The sequence below is a fragment of the Microvirga splendida genome, from assembly GCF_016427565.1.
Taxonomy (GTDB): Bacteria; Pseudomonadota; Alphaproteobacteria; order Rhizobiales; family Beijerinckiaceae; genus Microvirga; species Microvirga splendida.
Genome location: NZ_JAELXT010000009.1, coordinates 15,464 through 32,049, shown reverse-complemented (window position 1 = coordinate 32,049; position 16,586 = coordinate 15,464). Strand labels below are relative to the sequence as shown.

The 16,586-nt window shown below is 62.7% G+C and carries 11 protein-coding genes; 5 read left to right on the top strand and 6 right to left on the bottom strand.

The features are described from left to right. Window positions 1–40: 40 nt before the first annotated feature. The gene (locus JAO75_RS10985; RefSeq protein ID WP_343234596.1) at window positions 41–295 is read left to right on the top strand and encodes a hypothetical protein; all 255 of its coding nucleotides are present in this window, start codon (window positions 41–43) and stop codon (window positions 293–295) included. Between the two features lie 30 nt (window positions 296–325). Here the strand turns inward: JAO75_RS10985 and denD are convergent, their stop codons facing one another. The 4 genes from denD to JAO75_RS10965 all read right to left on the bottom strand — a co-directional run bounded on the left by denD (window position 326) and on the right by JAO75_RS10965 (window position 4,264). Beyond that, complete coding sequence (gene denD, locus JAO75_RS10980; RefSeq protein WP_199049152.1) at window positions 326–1,309, bottom strand: D-erythronate dehydrogenase; 984 nt, start codon at window positions 1,307–1,309, stop codon at window positions 326–328. Window positions 1,310–1,394: 85 nt separating this feature from the next. After that, complete coding sequence (locus JAO75_RS10975; RefSeq protein ID WP_199049150.1) at window positions 1,395–2,405, bottom strand: TRAP transporter substrate-binding protein; 1,011 nt, start codon at window positions 2,403–2,405, stop codon at window positions 1,395–1,397. 36 nt (window positions 2,406–2,441) lie between these two features. After that, entirely contained in the window at window positions 2,442–3,725 is a 1,284-nt protein-coding gene (locus JAO75_RS10970; protein ID WP_199049148.1) for a TRAP transporter large permease subunit, read from the bottom strand. Then, window positions 3,722–4,264, bottom strand: a complete 543-nt coding sequence (locus tag JAO75_RS10965) for a TRAP transporter small permease subunit (protein ID WP_199049146.1) — start codon at window positions 4,262–4,264, stop codon at window positions 3,722–3,724. The genes JAO75_RS10970 and JAO75_RS10965 overlap by 4 nt, the downstream gene beginning before the upstream one ends. Window positions 4,265–4,595: 331 nt before the next feature. Here JAO75_RS10965 and JAO75_RS10960 point away from each other — a divergent pair, with 331 nt between their 5' ends. From JAO75_RS10960 to JAO75_RS10945, 4 genes are all read left to right on the top strand, one after another. Next, window positions 4,596–5,795, top strand: coding sequence for a mandelate racemase/muconate lactonizing enzyme family protein (locus JAO75_RS10960; RefSeq protein WP_199049144.1), 1,200 nt, complete (start codon window positions 4,596–4,598; stop codon window positions 5,793–5,795). Between the two features lie 34 nt (window positions 5,796–5,829). Then, window positions 5,830–7,206, top strand: coding sequence for an FAD-binding oxidoreductase (locus JAO75_RS10955; protein ID WP_199049142.1), 1,377 nt, complete (start codon window positions 5,830–5,832; stop codon window positions 7,204–7,206). A gap of 30 nt (window positions 7,207–7,236) precedes the next feature. After that, window positions 7,237–8,007, top strand: coding sequence for an SDR family oxidoreductase (locus tag JAO75_RS10950; protein ID WP_199049140.1), 771 nt, complete (start codon window positions 7,237–7,239; stop codon window positions 8,005–8,007). 191 nt (window positions 8,008–8,198) lie between these two features. Continuing rightward, complete coding sequence (locus JAO75_RS10945; protein WP_199049138.1) at window positions 8,199–8,429, top strand: hypothetical protein; 231 nt, start codon at window positions 8,199–8,201, stop codon at window positions 8,427–8,429. Between the two features lie 23 nt (window positions 8,430–8,452). Here JAO75_RS10945 and JAO75_RS10940 read toward each other — a convergent pair whose 3' ends face one another. Both JAO75_RS10940 and JAO75_RS10935 read right to left on the bottom strand, forming a co-directional pair. After that, window positions 8,453–10,558 (bottom strand): response regulator, encoded by a 2,106-nt coding sequence (locus JAO75_RS10940; protein WP_199049136.1) that lies wholly within the window; start codon window positions 10,556–10,558, stop codon window positions 8,453–8,455. Further along, a complete protein-coding gene (locus JAO75_RS10935) occupies window positions 10,555–16,404 on the bottom strand; it encodes a HAMP domain-containing protein (protein WP_199049134.1) in 5,850 nt (1,949 codons plus the stop codon). The genes JAO75_RS10940 and JAO75_RS10935 overlap by 4 nt, the downstream gene beginning before the upstream one ends. Window positions 16,405–16,586: the final 182 nt, after the last annotated feature.

Here is a 16,586-nt window from a genome sequence, read left to right as displayed (position 1 = left end):
ACAGGCGTTCAGGCATCTGGAACATGAGGTGCCCGGCAAGGTGGCGCGTGTTCTCCGCAGCCTGCGGCACCCCGAAGCCCGATGGATCAGGATGCCCGTCGGCTTCCTCTTCGTCCTTGGCGGGATCTTCTCGATCCTGCCCTTCTTCGGGATCTGGATGCTGCCGTTGGGCTTGCTGCTGATGGCTTACGACATCCCTGTGCTACAAAAGCCCGTCGGCCATTTCACGATCTGGGCTATCGACAAATGGGCAAGCTTAAGACAGCGCTGCTTTCCGGATCGCCCTCAACGGTAGAAACGCCTGCAAGGCACCGGAACTGATGCGCTACCGATCCGGCAGATTGCCGCCGAGCTCATCCTCGATATAGACCGAGATGATCTCATCGAAACTCTTCTCCGCCTGAAAGCCCAATTCCTCGGCCCTGCGGGCATCGAAGCGCCGGGGCCAGCCCTCGACGAAGCGGACGATGGTCGGGTCGATCTCCTGCCGGATGCGGGCGACGCAACGGTCCCCGGCGATCCGCCTGAGGGCGTCGATCTGCTCCGCAACCGTCACCGACACGCTCGGCATCGTCAGGCTGCGGCGCGGCCCGACCTGGGACAGGTCGAGGGTTGCCGCATGGATGAGAAAGTTGACGGCGGACCGGGGCGACGCGTGGGAATGGCGCACGTCCACGGGCACAGGCAGGATCGCCTCCTGACCGTTCAGGGGCTCCCGAATGATGCCTGAGAAGAATCCCGAAGCGGCCTTGTTGGGCTTGCCCGGCCGCACGCAGATGGTCGGCAGCCGGATCCCGATCCCGTCGAAGAACCCGCGCCGCGAATAATCCGCCAGCAGCAATTCGCCGATGGCCTTCTGCGTGCCGTAGCTCGTAAGCGGCGTCAGGAAGAACTCGTCGCCGATGGCTTCCGGGAACGGCGCCCCGAACACGGCGATGGATGACGTAAACACCAGCCGCGGCCTGTACCCACCTCCGGCATGCCGGATGGCATCGAAGAGGAACCGGGTGCCGTCCAGGTTGATCCGGTAGCCCTTCTCCAGATCGGATTCCGCTTCGCCGGAGACGATGGCGGCCAGATGAAAGATCGCATCCGGCCGGCCTGCCACCAGGCGCTCCGCCTGTCCCGGCATGGAGAAATCGGATGTCAGGGTGTCGACGGCAAACGGAGCCTCGGGGCGCTCCGGCTCGACCACATCATGCAGGACAAGATGCGTGATCTCCCGCCCGCCGAGATGCCGGTCCTGCACCAGGCGCTCGGTGAGCTTGCGGCCGACCATTCCGGCGGCTCCAAGAATGAGGACCTGCATCGGCTGTAACCCTTTCTTCGGACATGCCGCGAAACGTATGTGGCGCCGCCCGTCGGCGGCGCCACCTTTTTCTCAAAGCCGAGACTTACTTCTTGCGGATCTGGTTCAACTCGTCCTGCATCATCTTCACGGTCTCGGGACCGATGGTGGCCGCGTGCTTCTCCCAGACGGCCTTGGATTGCTCGCGCATGCGCTCGGCTTCCTGAGCGTTCAGCTCGTTGACGACGACGCCATCGCCCTTGATCTTCTTGAGCGAAGCCTCGGACAATTCACGAGAGACCTTGCGCTGCTCATCCCGAGCCAGGACGGCGCATTCGCTCAGAGCCGCCTGCTCGTCCTTGGACAGCTCGTCCCACAGCTTCTTGGAGTAGAGCACGAGGAACGGCGTATAGGCATGGCGGGTCACCGACAGGTACTTCTGCACCTCGGAGAACTTGGACGTGTCGATGGTCACGAAGGGGTTCTCCTGGCCATCGATGGCTTTCGTCTCGAGAGCGGTGAACACCTCGCCGAAGGCCATCGGAACGGCATTGGCGCCCATGTTCTTGAACGTGTCGAGGAACACGTTGTTCTGCATGACGCGAACCTTGAGGCCCTTGAAGTCCTCCCATTTCTCGACCGGGCGCCGCGAGTTGGTGAGATTGCGGAACCCGTTTTCCCAATAGGCCAGGTTGATGAGCCCGACATCCTCCAGCTTCTTGCTGATCTGGTCGCCGACCTTGCCGTCGAGAATGGCGTCGGCTTCCTTCTCGTTGGCGAACAGGAACGGCAGGTCGAATACGCCGAGATCCGGCAGGATGCCGATGAGCGGCGAGCTCGATGTCACGACCATTTCCTGCGTGCCGGAGCGGAGGGCCTGGGTCGCCTGCAGGTCGCCGCCGAGAGCGTTGCCCCAGAAGCCCTGCACCTTCATCTTGCCGCCAGACTTGTCGGCAAGGCATGTCTTGAGCTTCTCGACGCCTTTTCCGTTGGGGTGATCCTCGTTCACGCCGTTGGACAGGCGGATGGTGCGCTCCGTGAACTGCGCATAGGCGGGAACAGCAGCGAGGATGGTCGCCGCGACACCGGCCGCAAGGGTAAGTTTGAATGCCTTCATGGTGGTTTCCTCTCTCTTTGTTTGACTCTTACTGACTTACCGTCCCCGCAGCCAGGCAAGGGGCACCGTCACCAGCTCAGGGAATACGATGAGCAGGACGAGCACGATGATCTGAGCGATCAGAAACGGGCCGACGCCCTTGATTACGGCGCCCATCGGCACACGGGCGACGCCGCTCACCACATTGAGCACGATCCCGACCGGGGGCGTGATCAGGCCGATCGCGTTGTTGATGATGAACAGGACGCCGAAATACACCGGATCGATGCCCGCCTGCTTGACGATGGGCATGAGAACCGGTGTCAGGATCAGAACGGTGGGGGAGAAGTCCAGCGCCGTTCCGACGATGACCACGAGGAACATCAAGGCGAACATGAGCAGGGTCTGGTTGTCCATCAGCGGCTGGATGAGCCCGCTGATCTCCCCCGGAATATTCGCCTGGGTTATCAGCCATGCGGACACGAGTGCCGCCGCCACGAGGAACATCACCACGGCGGTGGTCTTTGCTGCCGTGAGAAACACCCCATACAGCATCGAAGGCTTGAGCTCCCGATAGACGAACATGCCGATCACGAGCGCATAAACGGCGGCCAGGACCGCGGCCTCCGTCGGCGTGACGATGCCCCACTTGATCCCGCCCAGGATCATCACCGGCATCAGGAGCGCGAAGAAACCGTCCACGAAGGCCTTGCCGCGCTCCCGCATGGTGGTGCGCGGAAACGTTTGCATCTTATCCCGTCTGCTCACGATGGCCCACGCGACGACAAGGGAAATACCCATCATCAGGCCGGGCACGATTCCTGCGAGGAACAGCTGCGAGATCGAGACGTTGGCCGCAACGCCGAAGATGATAAAGCCGATGGAGGGCGGGATCACCGGGGCAATGATGCCGCCCGCCGCGATGAGCCCCGCAGCCCGCGGAACGTCGTACCCTGCATTGCGCATCATCGGGATCAGAATGGCCGCCAGGGCGGCCGTATCGGCCGCAGCGGATCCGGACAAGGCAGCCAGGATGAGAGCCGCCACGATGGCGACATAGCCGAGGCCGCCATGGATGTGGCCGAGGCACGCCAGTGCGAAGTTGACGATGCGCTTCGATAGCCCCCCGACATTCATCAGCTCCCCGGCCAGAAGAAAGAACGGAACGGCCAGGAGCTGAAAGTTGTCGGCGCCGATGATCATGTTCTGCGCGACGATCTGGCTGTCGAAGTTGCCGAGCCAGAGCATGAGCGCAAGCGCGCAGACGATCAGCGCGAAGGCGATCGGCATTCCGAGAGCCATGGCGCCCAGGAGCGAGACGAGGAATACGACGATCGTCACTCGAGGTGCCCCCTCAGGGTATGGGCTTCGTCATCGCTGTAGTCTCCAGCGAAGGCGCGAAGCTCCCGGCCGCTCAGACGTCCGCTGACGACCCGCAGGATGCGAAGTGCGGCCATGATGCCCAGGCCTATGCTCGTGAAGAAGCCAACGCCATAGACCCAGAGCATCGAGATTTCCGTAATCGGAGCATAATTGGTGGCGTTGATCTCCGCCTGCTGCCAGGTGCCCCAGAAGAACACCGCGCAGCACCCGATCACGAAGAGGTCCGACAGGACCATGCAGAGCTTGCGCCCCCAATCGCCCAGGCGGGCCACCAGGGTCTCCACGCCCAGGTGGGCGTTCTGCCGCCCCACCACGACGGCTCCGATGAATGTCAGCCAGACGAAGAAGTACCGGGAGAGTTCCTCGGACACGTCGATCCCGGTGTCGAACAGGTAACGCAGGACCACGTTGCCGAATACCATGACGACCATGGCGGCCAGCAGGAGGACCAGCAGCGCCTCCAGCCCCTTGAAGAAAAAGGATACCGCCTTGTCCACCGCTGCTCCCTGCTTCCTGTCCCTGCTCACATGATTCTGTTCGCCTCGACCGACTGTTCAAGGCCGCTCGGGAGCGAAGTTTCCTGATCTAAGACCCGGCTTCGGAGAGTGTCAATTCGAAGCAGAACAGGCTTTGAGCGTCAGATGCTGGAACATATTCGGGCCGCACGGAAGCGTTCTAATGTTGCGAATTATACTTATGAATACCCTCATGCCGTCTCATTCCGGTGGAAACCGCGCGGCGCTCTCCATAATCCGCAGTCGTTCATCGTGACGGTTGTTCTCCGTTGCCGTTCATGTGCAAATGAGCCGTGGCCATGGCGAGGGTTCAATGAGGATCACCGGCGTCGAGACAATCCGGTTGCAGGAATTCGCGAACATCATCTGGATTCGCATCCACACCGACGAGGGCCTGATCGGCCTGGGCGAAACCTTCATGGGTGCCGCGGCCGTGGAAGCCTACATCCACGAGACCGTGGCGGCCAAGCTGATCGGGCGCGATCCTCTCCAGATCGAAGCTCTCAATCGCGATCTTCAGAACTATCTCGGCTGGAGATCGGCCGGGGTGGAAACACGGGGCAATTCCGCTGTCGACATCGCCTTGTGGGATCTGTTCGGCAAGGCTCACGGCAAACCCGTCTGCGACATGCTGGGAGGGCGCTCACGGGATCGGATCCGGGTCTACAACACCTGCGCCGGCTACCGTTACATCCGCGACGGCCGGGCGCAGAAGGTGGCGAACTGGGGCGTCGGCAGCGCCGAAGGGGCGTACGAGGATCTTGAGGCGTTCCTGCACAGCGCCGATGACTTGGCGCACTCGCTGCTGGAGCAGGGCATCACCGGCATGAAGATCTGGCCGTTCGATGTGGCGGCGGAGCGCAGCCATGGCTACGACATCTCTCCGGCCGAGTTGAAGACAGCCCTCGAGCCCTTCGCCAGGATCCGCAAGGCCGTCGGCGACAAGATGGACATCATGGTCGAGTTCCACTCCCTCTGGAGCCTGCCCATGGCCAAGAAGCTCGCCGCGGCTCTCGCCGAGTTCGAGACCTACTGGCATGAGGATCCGTTCCGTCTCGACAACATCGGCGACCTCAAGGATTACGCCCGGCACTCGAAGGCATGGGTCTGCGCATCCGAGACCCTGTCCTATACGCATGCCTTTCGCGAGTATCTCGAAACCGGCGTCGCCGGCGTCGTGATGCTCGACCTGTCGTGGTGCGGCGGCCTGACCGAAGCGCGCAAGATCGCGGCCCTCGCCGAGGCCTGGCATGTGCCGGTTGCACCTCATGACTGCACGGGGCCGGTGGTTTACGCGGCCTCCTGCCACTTCTCCCTGCACGCGAGGAACGCGCTGATCCAGGAAAGCGTCCGGGCGTTCTACACCGGCTGGTATACCGAGCTGGTGACCGACCTGCCCGCTGTCGCCAACGGAGAGGTCACGGTCAACATGAAGCCGGGCCTGGGGTTGGAGTTGCTGCCGGACCTCTGCAGCCGGCCCGACGCCATCGTCAGGATGTCCGACGGTTCATAGCCGGGACATCAACGAACATTTGATGTGGAATGCCATGAGCGATGTGATCGATGCCCTGAGAGCCGCCCTCGGACCCCAGGTCAAGACGGGAGCCGATGTGCCTTTGCGCAATCATGCCGATGCCAGCGGCCTTGCGCCCACGCCTCCCAAAGCCCTGATCCTGCCGCAGACGACCGAGGATGTCGCCACGGCCCTGCGGATCTGCCACGAGCATGGCCATCCGGTCGTCACGCAAGGGGGACTGACAGGACTGGCAGGCGGCGCACATCCCCAATCAGGAGAAATCGCCCTCTCGCTCGAACGCATGAACGGCATCGAGGAGATCGATGCCGCCAGCGCGACGCTGACGGCGCTTGCCGGCACGCCGCTGGCGGCAGTACAGCAGGCCGCCGATGAGGCGGGCTATCTCTGCGGCATCGATCTCGGGGCGCGGGGCAGCTGCACCATCGGCGGCAATGCGGCCACCAATGCCGGCGGCAATCAGGTGCTGCGCTATGGCATGGCCCGCCGCAACATTCTCGGCCTTGAGGTCGTTCTCGCGGACGGCACCGTCGTCCGGTCGCTGAACAAGATGCTGAAGAACAATGCCGGCTATGACTGGACGCAGTTGTTCATCGGGAGCGAAGGAACGCTCGGCGTCATCACACGGGTCGTGATCGGGCTGCACCCGAAGACCCGAGGTCTCCAGACTGCCCTCTGCACTGTCGGCAGCTTCGACGACGGCCTGCTCGTGCTGCGCCAGTTCCAGCAGACGCATCCGGGACGCCTTCTCGTGTTCGAGGCGATGTGGCGTGAGTTCATGAATGTCGCCACGCAGGTCTGCGGCCTCCCGCCCGCCTTCGAGGCCGAGCACGACGTCACGCTGCTGATCGAGGCGGATATGGGTGAGGATCCGGCGGGAACCGAAGCATTTTCTCTTGTCCTGAGCGAACTCTACGAGCAGGGCCTGATCAAAGACGCTCTGGTCGCACAATCGCGCACCGACCGGAACCGGTTCTGGGCCTACCGGGAAACGCCCTATGAATACGGACGCTTCCTGCCCGAGGAGATCCGCTTCGATGTCAGCGTTCCGCTCGACCGGATGACGGAAGCCGTCGCACATCTGCGCGAGGAAATGCCGAGGCGCTGGCCGGAGGCCATCTGGGTCGTCTTCGGCCATGTGGCAGACAGCAACATCCATATCAACGTGGCCATTCAGGACATGACGGTCGAGGCCAAGAAGAGCGTTCAGGGCCTCGTCTACGATCTCGTCTCACGGCTCGGAGGATCGGTCTCGGCCGAGCACGGCATCGGGCGCATCAAGCGGCCCTACCTCCCCTTGAGCCGGTCCGAACCTGAACTCGCCCTGATGGCCAAGATGAAGCAAACCCTCGACCCGGCCGGCATCCTCAATCCCGGCCGTGTGCTTTAAGCACGGACGGATTCTCCAAGGCGCACGACGATGAATGCTGCAAGTCTCTTCGACCTTTCCGGGCGCACCGCCTTGGTAACGGGATCGAGCGCGGGAATCGGCTTTGCCCTTGCCCAAGGACTGGCAAGGGCGGGCGCGACGGTCGTTCTCAACGGGCGCGAGCCGGGCAGGCTTACGCTCGCGGCCGAGCGGCTCCGCCGGGACGGCCTGCCGGTGCACGAGATGGCTTTCGATGTCACCGACAGCGGATCCGTCAGGCCGGCCATCGCGCGCATCGAGGATGAAATCGGCCCTATCGACATCCTGGTCAACAATGCCGGCATGCAGTTTCGCGCGCCTCTCGAAGATTATCCGGAAGATGCCTGGCATGCTTTGATGAAGACGAATGTCGACAGCGTCTTCCACGTCGGGCAGGCCGTCGCGCAACGCATGATCCAGAGGGTACGCGGCAAGATCATCAACATCTGCTCGGTTCAGAGCGAGCTCGGCCGCCCGTCCATCGCTCCCTATGCGGCCACGAAGGGCGCGGTGAAGATGCTCACCAAGGGCATGGCGATCGATTGGGGAAAGCACGGTCTTCAGGTCAACGGCCTCGGGCCCGGTTACTTCAAGACGGAACTCAATCGGGCGCTCGTGGAGGACAAGGCTTTTTCCGATTGGCTGATCGGCCGAACGCCCTCACGCCGCTGGGGCGAGCTGGAGGATCTCGTCGGAGCGGCCATCTTCCTCTCTTCCGATGCCTCGAACTTCGTCAACGGACAAATCATCTATGTCGATGGAGGGGTGACAGCCTCGCTGTGAGACATCTCACGCGGGAAAACCTGGCCGCCGCATTCGGAATGCCTTCCCAGCCCCGCCGCTGGTCGCCACCAGGCGAAACCGGCCGTTAACGGCTTGACCCTTAATGAGTGGCCATTGGCGGTTGCATTCCTGCTGCAGGCTGGTTAGCAACGGCCCGTGATTTGCCGGAGAAGCTACTTGGGAGGATCCTCATGGCCCACGGAGCGTACTGCGTTGCGTTCAAGCATGATCGCTGGACGGTCTCGCATTTCGGGAGAGACCTGGGGTCGTTTCACTTTCGCGCCAAGGCTCTGAAATTCGCCGTTGAATCGGCCTATTGGTCGGCCGTGTCGAACTGCCCCACCGTGTTCGTTCTCGATCGGACCGGCGATTTCTACACGGCATGGCAGGGTGACAGGGACACGCTGACGGCGACCCTGTAGGCATCTCATCGACGCCGGACAGGCTATGCTACGGCAGCCTTCCGGGGGTGGGAATTCTCAACTTCAATCGTCTCCGGCGGATTCACCAGAGCCTGGATCTTCTCTGCCAGGTCGACCGCACGATAGGGCTTGTAGAGAAGATTGAGATCCTCCAGCGTCTCTTCAGTGTCGAAATAGCCGGTCGTCAGCAGCACCTGAAGCTCAGGGTGCTCCCGCTGGATGAGGCGAGCAAGATCGACGCCGCTCAGCTCTCCAGGCATGCGAACATCCGACAGAACCAGGCAAATATCCTGGCTCGCTTTCAGGACACGGGCCGCCTCGTCGCCGCTCTCCGCCTCCTGCACCGCGAAGCCTAGCGAGCGCAGCGTGGAAATGGCTACCTGGCGAACCGCAGGGTTGTCCTCGACCACCAGAATGGTCCGCCCTTCCCCGAAGGGCGTCGCGATGCTCGCATTCTTCTGAGAGACGTCCTCGGCGATCTCGTGGGAACGAGGAAGGAAGATGCGAATCGTCGTTCCGACATTCTGCTCGCTCTCCACCTCCACCCGGCCGTGGCATTGCTGAACGAACCCATAGACCATGCTGAGGCCGAGACCCGTGCCTTTGCCGCTCTCCTTCGTGGTGAAGAACGGCTCGAAGACCTTCTCCAGCACGTCGGGCGGCATGCCGATCCCGGTGTCCTGAACGGCGATGGTCACGTAGTCGCCGCTTGGAAGCGGCTTTCCCTCCTCGACGGCTTGGTTCGAGACGGTGATCGTCAAATCGCCGCCGTCCGGCATGGCGTCGCGAGCATTCACGGCAAGATTTAAAAGAGCCGCCTCGAACTGGGCCCGATCCACCTGGATCGGCCAGATCCCCTCGTCGGCCTGAACGCAGGCATTGATGTTCTCGCCCAACGTCCTGCGCATGAGTTCAAGAAGGCTCGGCATGAGGCTCATCACGTCGATCGTCGACACCTGCAGCGCCTGACGACGGGAGAACGTCAGTAGCCTATAGGTGAGATCCGCACAATGCTGGGCGCTCTCCATGGCCATGCGAACCCGCCGCTCCGCCTTCTCGTTGCCCTGAATGGACTTCTTGAGCAGGTCGAGATTGCCGATGACGACGCTCAGCATGTTGTTGAAGTCGTGAGCGATGCCGCCCGTGAGGCGGCCGACGGCTTCCAGCTTGCTGGCATGGAGCAGGTTCTGCTCCATCTGCTTGCGCTCGCTGATGTCGAACCACATGCCGAAGAACTCGCGTGGGCGGCCTTCGTCGTCGCGCATGAGCATGGTCTGGTCGAGAAAATACCGCTCGACGCCGTCAGCGCAGAGCCAACGGTATTCGAGGCTGACGGATCCGTCCTCCTCCAGGCGCTTGAGCTCGTTCAGCACCCGGTCCCGATCCTCGTCGTTGATCCGGGAAGACCAGAAATCGGAACGCTCCAGGAAGGCCTCCGGCTTGAAGCCCGTGATCCGCTCGATGCTCTCGTTGGTGAAGTGGAGCTGCCGGTGATCCTCCTGGACGGAAGCCGTGTAGAGCGCGATCGGCAACGACTGCAGAACGATGGCCTGGTGCTCCTCGCGCCGCCGCAGCGCCTGCTCGGCCTTCAGCTTCTCGCCGCGGACCCGCAGGTTCTCCATGAGCAGATGCCGCTCCTGCTCGGCCTGCCGGCGGATCTCCTCGGTCTTGCGATAGAGGTCGACGAAGATCTCGACCTTCGACTTGAGGATCAGGGGCTCGATGGGCTTGAAGACGTAGTCGACCGCACCCGCCGAATACCCCTTGAAGACATGCATGTCGTCCTTGTTGAAGGCCGTCAGAAACAGGATCGGCACCCGCGACGAGCGCGGCCTGTTCCGGATGAGGCTCGCCACCTCATAACCGTCCATGCGCGGCATCTGCACATCGAGAAGGATGGCCGCGAAGTCGCTCTGGAGAACATGGCGCAGGGCGGCTTCGCCGCAATCGGCGGTGACGATCTCCACGCCGGGAGATCGCAACACCTCTTCGACGGCGATCAGGTTCCTGGGGTCGTCGTCGACCACCAGGATCTTGGCGAGAATGGGTTCCGCCACGGGACGGGCCGAGACCAGATGAAACTCATCCGCCCCCAGGCCCGCATCCACCCGCCCAGCGCCCTCGATCATGAATTCAACCCGACCCCTGCCGCGCCATTGGGAGCAGCTTTTCCGTCAGGGATATAGGTGCTCCGGCTGAGTTGAACGCGCAGGACGGCAAGAAGCTGATCGATGTCCACAGGTTTCGACACATAATCTGTCGCACCTGCTTCGAGGCATTTCTCACGATCGCCCTTCATGGCCTTGGCGGTCACCGCCACAAGCGGCAGATCGCGATATTGCGGGATCTTCCGGATCTCCTGCATGGTCTCGTAGCCGTCCATTCCCGGCATCATGATGTCGACAAGGGCAACATCGATATCCGGATTGGCCTGAAGCTTCTCGATGCCTTCCAGGCCGTTCTCCGCAAAGACGACCGCTATCCCATGCTGCTCGAGCGCGCTCGTCAGCGAGAAGATGTTGCGCATGTCGTCATCGATGATGAGCACCTTGCGGCCGCTGATCGTCTCAGCGGCGCGGGGCTCGACGATGATATGCTTCTCCTCCGGAATGGCGCTGATCGCCCGGTGAAGGAACAGGGCCGTATCGTTGAGAAGCCGCTCGGACGAGCCCTCGCCCTTGACGACGATCGTCGCGGCGATGCTCTGCAGCCGGCGCTCCTCCTCCCGGGTCAGATCCTGTCCCGTGTAGATGACGATCGGCAGCTCCTCGCCGCCACTCGTCTTGCGGATGCGCTCGATCAGCTCGGCGCCGGGCAGATCCGGCAGGCCGAGGTCGACGATGGCGCAGTCGAAGGGCCGCACCTGGATCACCTCCAGGGCGCCTTCGGCCGTTCCGACCGCCGTGACGTCGACCTGCTCGTTCTTCATGAGCTCGGATAGGCTCATGCGCTGGTTGTCGTCGTCTTCGACAAGAAGAAGCTTCTTCACCGGCCTGTCGATGAACTCCTTCGTGCGGTTGAGCGCTCCCATCAGGGCCTCCCGGTCGACAGGCTTCTCGAGGAAGCCGAAGGCACCGGCCTTGAGGCCGCGCTTCTTCTGATCGTCGACCGAGATCACGTGAATGGGTACGTGCCGCGTCCTCGGGTCATGCTTCAGCAGATCGAGGAGCGCCCATCCGTCCATGTCCGGCAGGCCGATGTCGAGCGTGATCGCATGCGGCTTGTAGCGATGGGCCAGGGCCAGCGCCGAAGCGCCGTCCATGGCAATGAGGCCCTTGAAGCCCTCCTCCCGGGCGAGTTCCAGCAGCACCGAGGCGAACATCGCATCGTCCTCGATGATGAGCACGATGCGGTCGCCCACGGTGATCGCATGGCGGTCGTCGAGGGATGCCGACAGAGCCATTGCGGCGGAAGGCTGCCGGATCATCGTTCCGGGCCCATCCTCGGACGGCATGTAGGATCCCGCTCCGTCGCCGTTCGCGCGCGCCGCAGAGCCCGCGCCGAGCGCTCCGTGGCTTGCAGGGGGCTCCACGGGAACGAAGAGCGTGAAGGTGGAGCCGCTTCCCGGCGTGCTCGACACCACGATCTCGCCGCCGAGGAGGCGCGCGATCTCACGGCTGATCGACAGGCCGAGACCGGTTCCGCCATACTTCCGGCTCGTGGTGCCGTCCGCCTGCTGGAAGGCTTCGAAGATGATCCGTTGCTTGTCCTCAGGGATGCCGATGCCTGTGTCCGTGACCGACATAGCGATCCACTGGCTTCCGGCCCGCAGCGGCGAGCCCTCGGCGGATCCGATCTGAAGCGTCACGCCGCCCCGCTCCGTAAACTTGAAGGCGTTCGACAGGAGGTTGCGCAGCACCTGCTGCAGGCGCTTCGAATCCGTTCTGATGGCCAGCGGGAGCTTCGGGTCGACCTCAACGTGGAAGTCGAGCTGTCTCTCCTCCGCCACCTGGCGGAACGTCCGGTCCATGTTCTCGACAAGGTCCTTGAAGGCGACGTTGGAGACCTCGAGGCTGACCGTTCCGGACTCGATCTTGGAAAGGTCCAGGATGTCGTTGATGAGGGATAGGAGATCGGAGCCGGCCGCGTGGATCGTCTTGGCGAACTCCTTCTGCTTGTCAGTCATGTTCCCTTCCGAGTTCTCGGTCAGGAGCTTCGACAGGATCAGGAGGGAGTTGAGCGGCGTCCGCAGCTCGTGGCTCATGTTGGCCAGGAACTGCGACTTGTAGCGCGAGGTCAGGGAGAGCTGCTCGGCCTTCTCCTCCAGCGCGGTCTTGGCAATGGAGACCTCCTGGTTCTTCGTCTCCACTTCCCTCTTCTGGATCTCGAGCAGGCGCGCCTTGTCCTCGAGCTCCTCGTTGGTCTTCTGGAGCACTTCCTGCTGCTGCCGCAGAAGCTCCTCGGACCGGCGCAGCGTAGCTGCCTGCTGCTCCAGGCGGTCGTTGGTGTTCCGCAACTCCTCCTGCTGGCTCTGAAGCTCGGAGGTCAGGAGCTGGGACTGCTTCAGCAGGCCTTCCGTACGCATGTTGGCCGCGATCGTGTTGAGAACGATGCCGATCGATTCCGTCAGCTGGTCGAGGAAGGATTGGTGGGTTTCCGAGAAGCGGTTGAACGAGGCCAGTTCGATCACCGCCTTCACCTCCTGCTCGAACAGAACCGGCAGCACGATGATGTTGAGCGGCGGCGCCTCACCCAGCGCCGAACCGATCTTGATGTAGTCGCTCGGTGCGTTGGTGAGCAGAATGCGCTTTTTCTCGTGCGCGACCTGACCGACAAGCCCCTCGCGGAAGCGGAAGCGGTTTCCGAGATGCTTGCGCTCCGTGAAGGCATAGGAGGCAACGAGCTCCAGGGTCGGTTCGTCGCCACGATTCTCGACCGTGTAGAAGACACCCTGCTGCGCGTTCACGAGCGGGGCGATTTCCGACAGGATCATGTTGGAGACGGTGGCGAGATCGCGCTCGCCCTGCAGCATCCGGGTGAACTTGGCGAGGTTGGTCTTCAGCCAATCCTGCTCCGCGTTCTTGAGCGTCGTATCGCGCAAGTTGCGGATCATCTCGTTGATGTTGTCTTTGAGCGCCGCAAGCTCGCCGAGGGCCTCGGCGGTGATCGACCGGGTCAGGTCGCCGCGCGTCACAGCCGTGGCCACTTCCGCGATGGCTCGCACCTGATTGGTGAGGTTGGCGGCAAGCTGGTTCACGTTGTCGGTCAGATCGCGCCAGAGGCCCGATACGCCCTCCACCCGAGCCTGGCCGCCGAGCTTGCCCTCAGTGCCCACCTCTTTCGCGACACGGGTCACTTCCGATGCGAAGGAGTTGAGCTGGTCCACCATCGTGTTGATGGTGTTCTTCAGCTCCAGCATCTCGCCTTTAACATCGACCGTGATCTTCTTCGACAGGTTGCCGTTCGCCACCGCCGTCGTCACGTCAGCGATGTTGCGCACCTGACCTGTGAGGTTGGCCGCCATCATGTTCACGTTGTCGGTGAGGTCCTTCCAGGTGCCGGCCACGCCCTTCACCTGTGCCTGACCACCCAGCTTGCCTTCCGTGCCCACCTCGCGCGCCACGCGCGTCACTTCCGATGCGAAGGAGTTGAGCTGGTCCACCATGGTGTTGATGGTGTTCTTCAGCTCCAGCATCTCACCTTTGACGTCGACGGTGATCTTCTTCGACAGGTTGCCGTTCGCCACCGCCGTCGTCACGTCCGCGATGTTACGCACCTGACCCGTCAGGTTCGCCGCCATCATGTTCACGTTGTCGGTGAGGTCCTTCCAGGTGCCGGCCACGCCCTTCACCTGCGCCTGACCACCCAGCTTGCCTTCCGTGCCCACCTCGCGGGCCACGCGGGTCACCTCGGACGCGAAGGAGTTGAGCTGATCCACCATGGTGTTGATGGTCGATTTCAGCTCCAGCATCTCGCCTTCGACCACAACGGTGATCTTCTTCGACAGATCGCCGGTCGCAACGGCGGTCACGACCTCGGCGATGCCGCGCACCTGACCGGTGAGGTTCGCCGCCATGAGATTCACGTTGTCGGTGAGGCCTTTCCAGACGCCGCCGACGCCTTTCACCTGCGCCTGTCCACCGAGCTTTCCTTCTGAGCCCACTTCTTTCGCCACGCGGGTCACTTCCGACGCGAAGGAGTTGAGCTGATCCACCATGGTGTTGATGGTGTTCTTCAGCTCCAGCAACTCGCCACGCACATCGACGGTGATCTTCTTCGACAGGTCGCCGTTGGCGACTGCGGTCGTCACATCGGCGATGTTACGCACCTGACCGGTCAGGTTCGCCGCCATCATGTTCACATTGTCGGTGAGACCTTTCCAGACGCCGCCGACGCCTTCCACGCGGGCCTGTCCACCCAACTTGCCTTCGGTACCCACCTCTTTCGCGACGCGGTTCACTTCCGACGCGAAGGAGTTGAGCTGATCCACCATGGTGTTGATGGTGTTCTTCAGCTCCAGCAACTCGCCGCGCACATCGACGGTGATCTTCTTCGACAGGTCGCCGTTCGCCACCGCCGTCGTCACGTCCGCGATGTTACGGACCTGACCGGTGAGGTTGGCCGCCATCATGTTGACGTTGTCGGTGAGGTCTTTCCAGGTTCCGCCGACACCCTTCACCTGTGCCTGGCCACCGAGCTTGCCCTCGGTGCCCACCTCGCGCGCCACACGCGTCACTTCGGAGGCGAAGGAGTTCAGCTGATCCACCATGGTGTTGATGGTGTTCTTCAGCTCCAGCATCTCGCCTTTGACGTCGACCGTGATCTTCTTGGACAGGTCGCCGTTCGCGACTGCGGTGGTGACATCGGCGATGTTGCGGACCTGACCGGTGAGGTTCGCCGCCATCATGTTCACGTTGTCGGTCAGGTCGCGCCACAGGCCGGCGGCGCCGGGCACGAGGGCCTGTCCACCGAGCTTGCCTTCGATGCCCACCTCGCGGGCCACGTTCGTCACCTGATCGGCGAAGGTGGCCAGCGTGTCGATCATCCCGTTGATGGTATCGGCCAGAGCCGCGATCTCGCCCTTCGCGTCCACGGTCAGCTTGCGGGTGAGGTTGCCGACCGCGACGGCAGTGACGACTTCGGCGATGCCGCGCACTTGGCCTGTCAGGTTCGCCGCCATCATGTTCACGTTGTCGGTGAGGTCCTTCCAGGTGCCGGCCACGCCCTTCACCTGTGCCTGCCCGCCGAGCTTGCCTTCCGTGCCCACTTCCTTTGCCACGCGGGTCACTTCGGAGGCGAAGGAGTTCAGCTGGTCCACCATGGTATTGATGGTGTTCTTCAGCTCCAGCATCTCGCCCTTGACGTCGACGGTGATCTTCTTCGACAGGTTGCCGTTCGCAACTGCCGTTGTGACCTCGGCGATGTTGCGGACCTGACCGGTGAGGTTGGCCGCCATCATGTTCACGTTGTCGGTGAGGTCCTTCCAGGTGCCGGCCACGCCTTTCACCTGCGCCTGGCCGCCGAGCTTTCCTTCCGTGCCCACCTCTTTTGCCACGCGGGTCACCTCGGACGCGAAGGAGCTCAGCTGGCCCACCATGGTGTTGACCACCTTGCCGATGCGCAGGAATTCGCCGCGCAGGGGCCGCCCCTCGATTTCGAGCTGCATGCTCTGGCTGAGATCGCCTTTGGCCACCGCGCCGATCACGCGGGCCACTTCGGTCGTCGGCTGCACGAGATCGCCGATCATGGAGTTGACCGAGTCGATGCACTCGCTCCAGCAGCCGGTTGCCGCCGCCAGGCGCCCGCGCTCGCCGATCCGTCCTTCCTTGCCGACCACCTTGGCAACCCGGTCCAGCTCCTGGGAGAGCCCTTTGTTCAGGTCGGCGATGTCGTTGAAGGCTTCGGCGATTTCGCCGTCGATGCCCGTCAGGTCGGACGGCAGGCGCACGGAGAAGTCGCCTCTCCGGAAGGCGCGCAGGGTCTTGAGCAGCAGCTTGGGATCAAGCTGCGAAATGGTGGTTTCGACTTGTGACATAAGGCCCCCCGTTACGCTGTTCCAGGCCTACTTGCGCCTGGATCCCCATGTGCCGACGTCCCAAAAGCTACTTTGTTCGTGTTCGAATGGAATTCGACCCTGCGTAACGTTCGTCGAGGCATCAGAGTTCCCGGGCGGGCGAAATTTTTTGAAGCTGCCCGGCCTCGATCCAAAGCGGCACC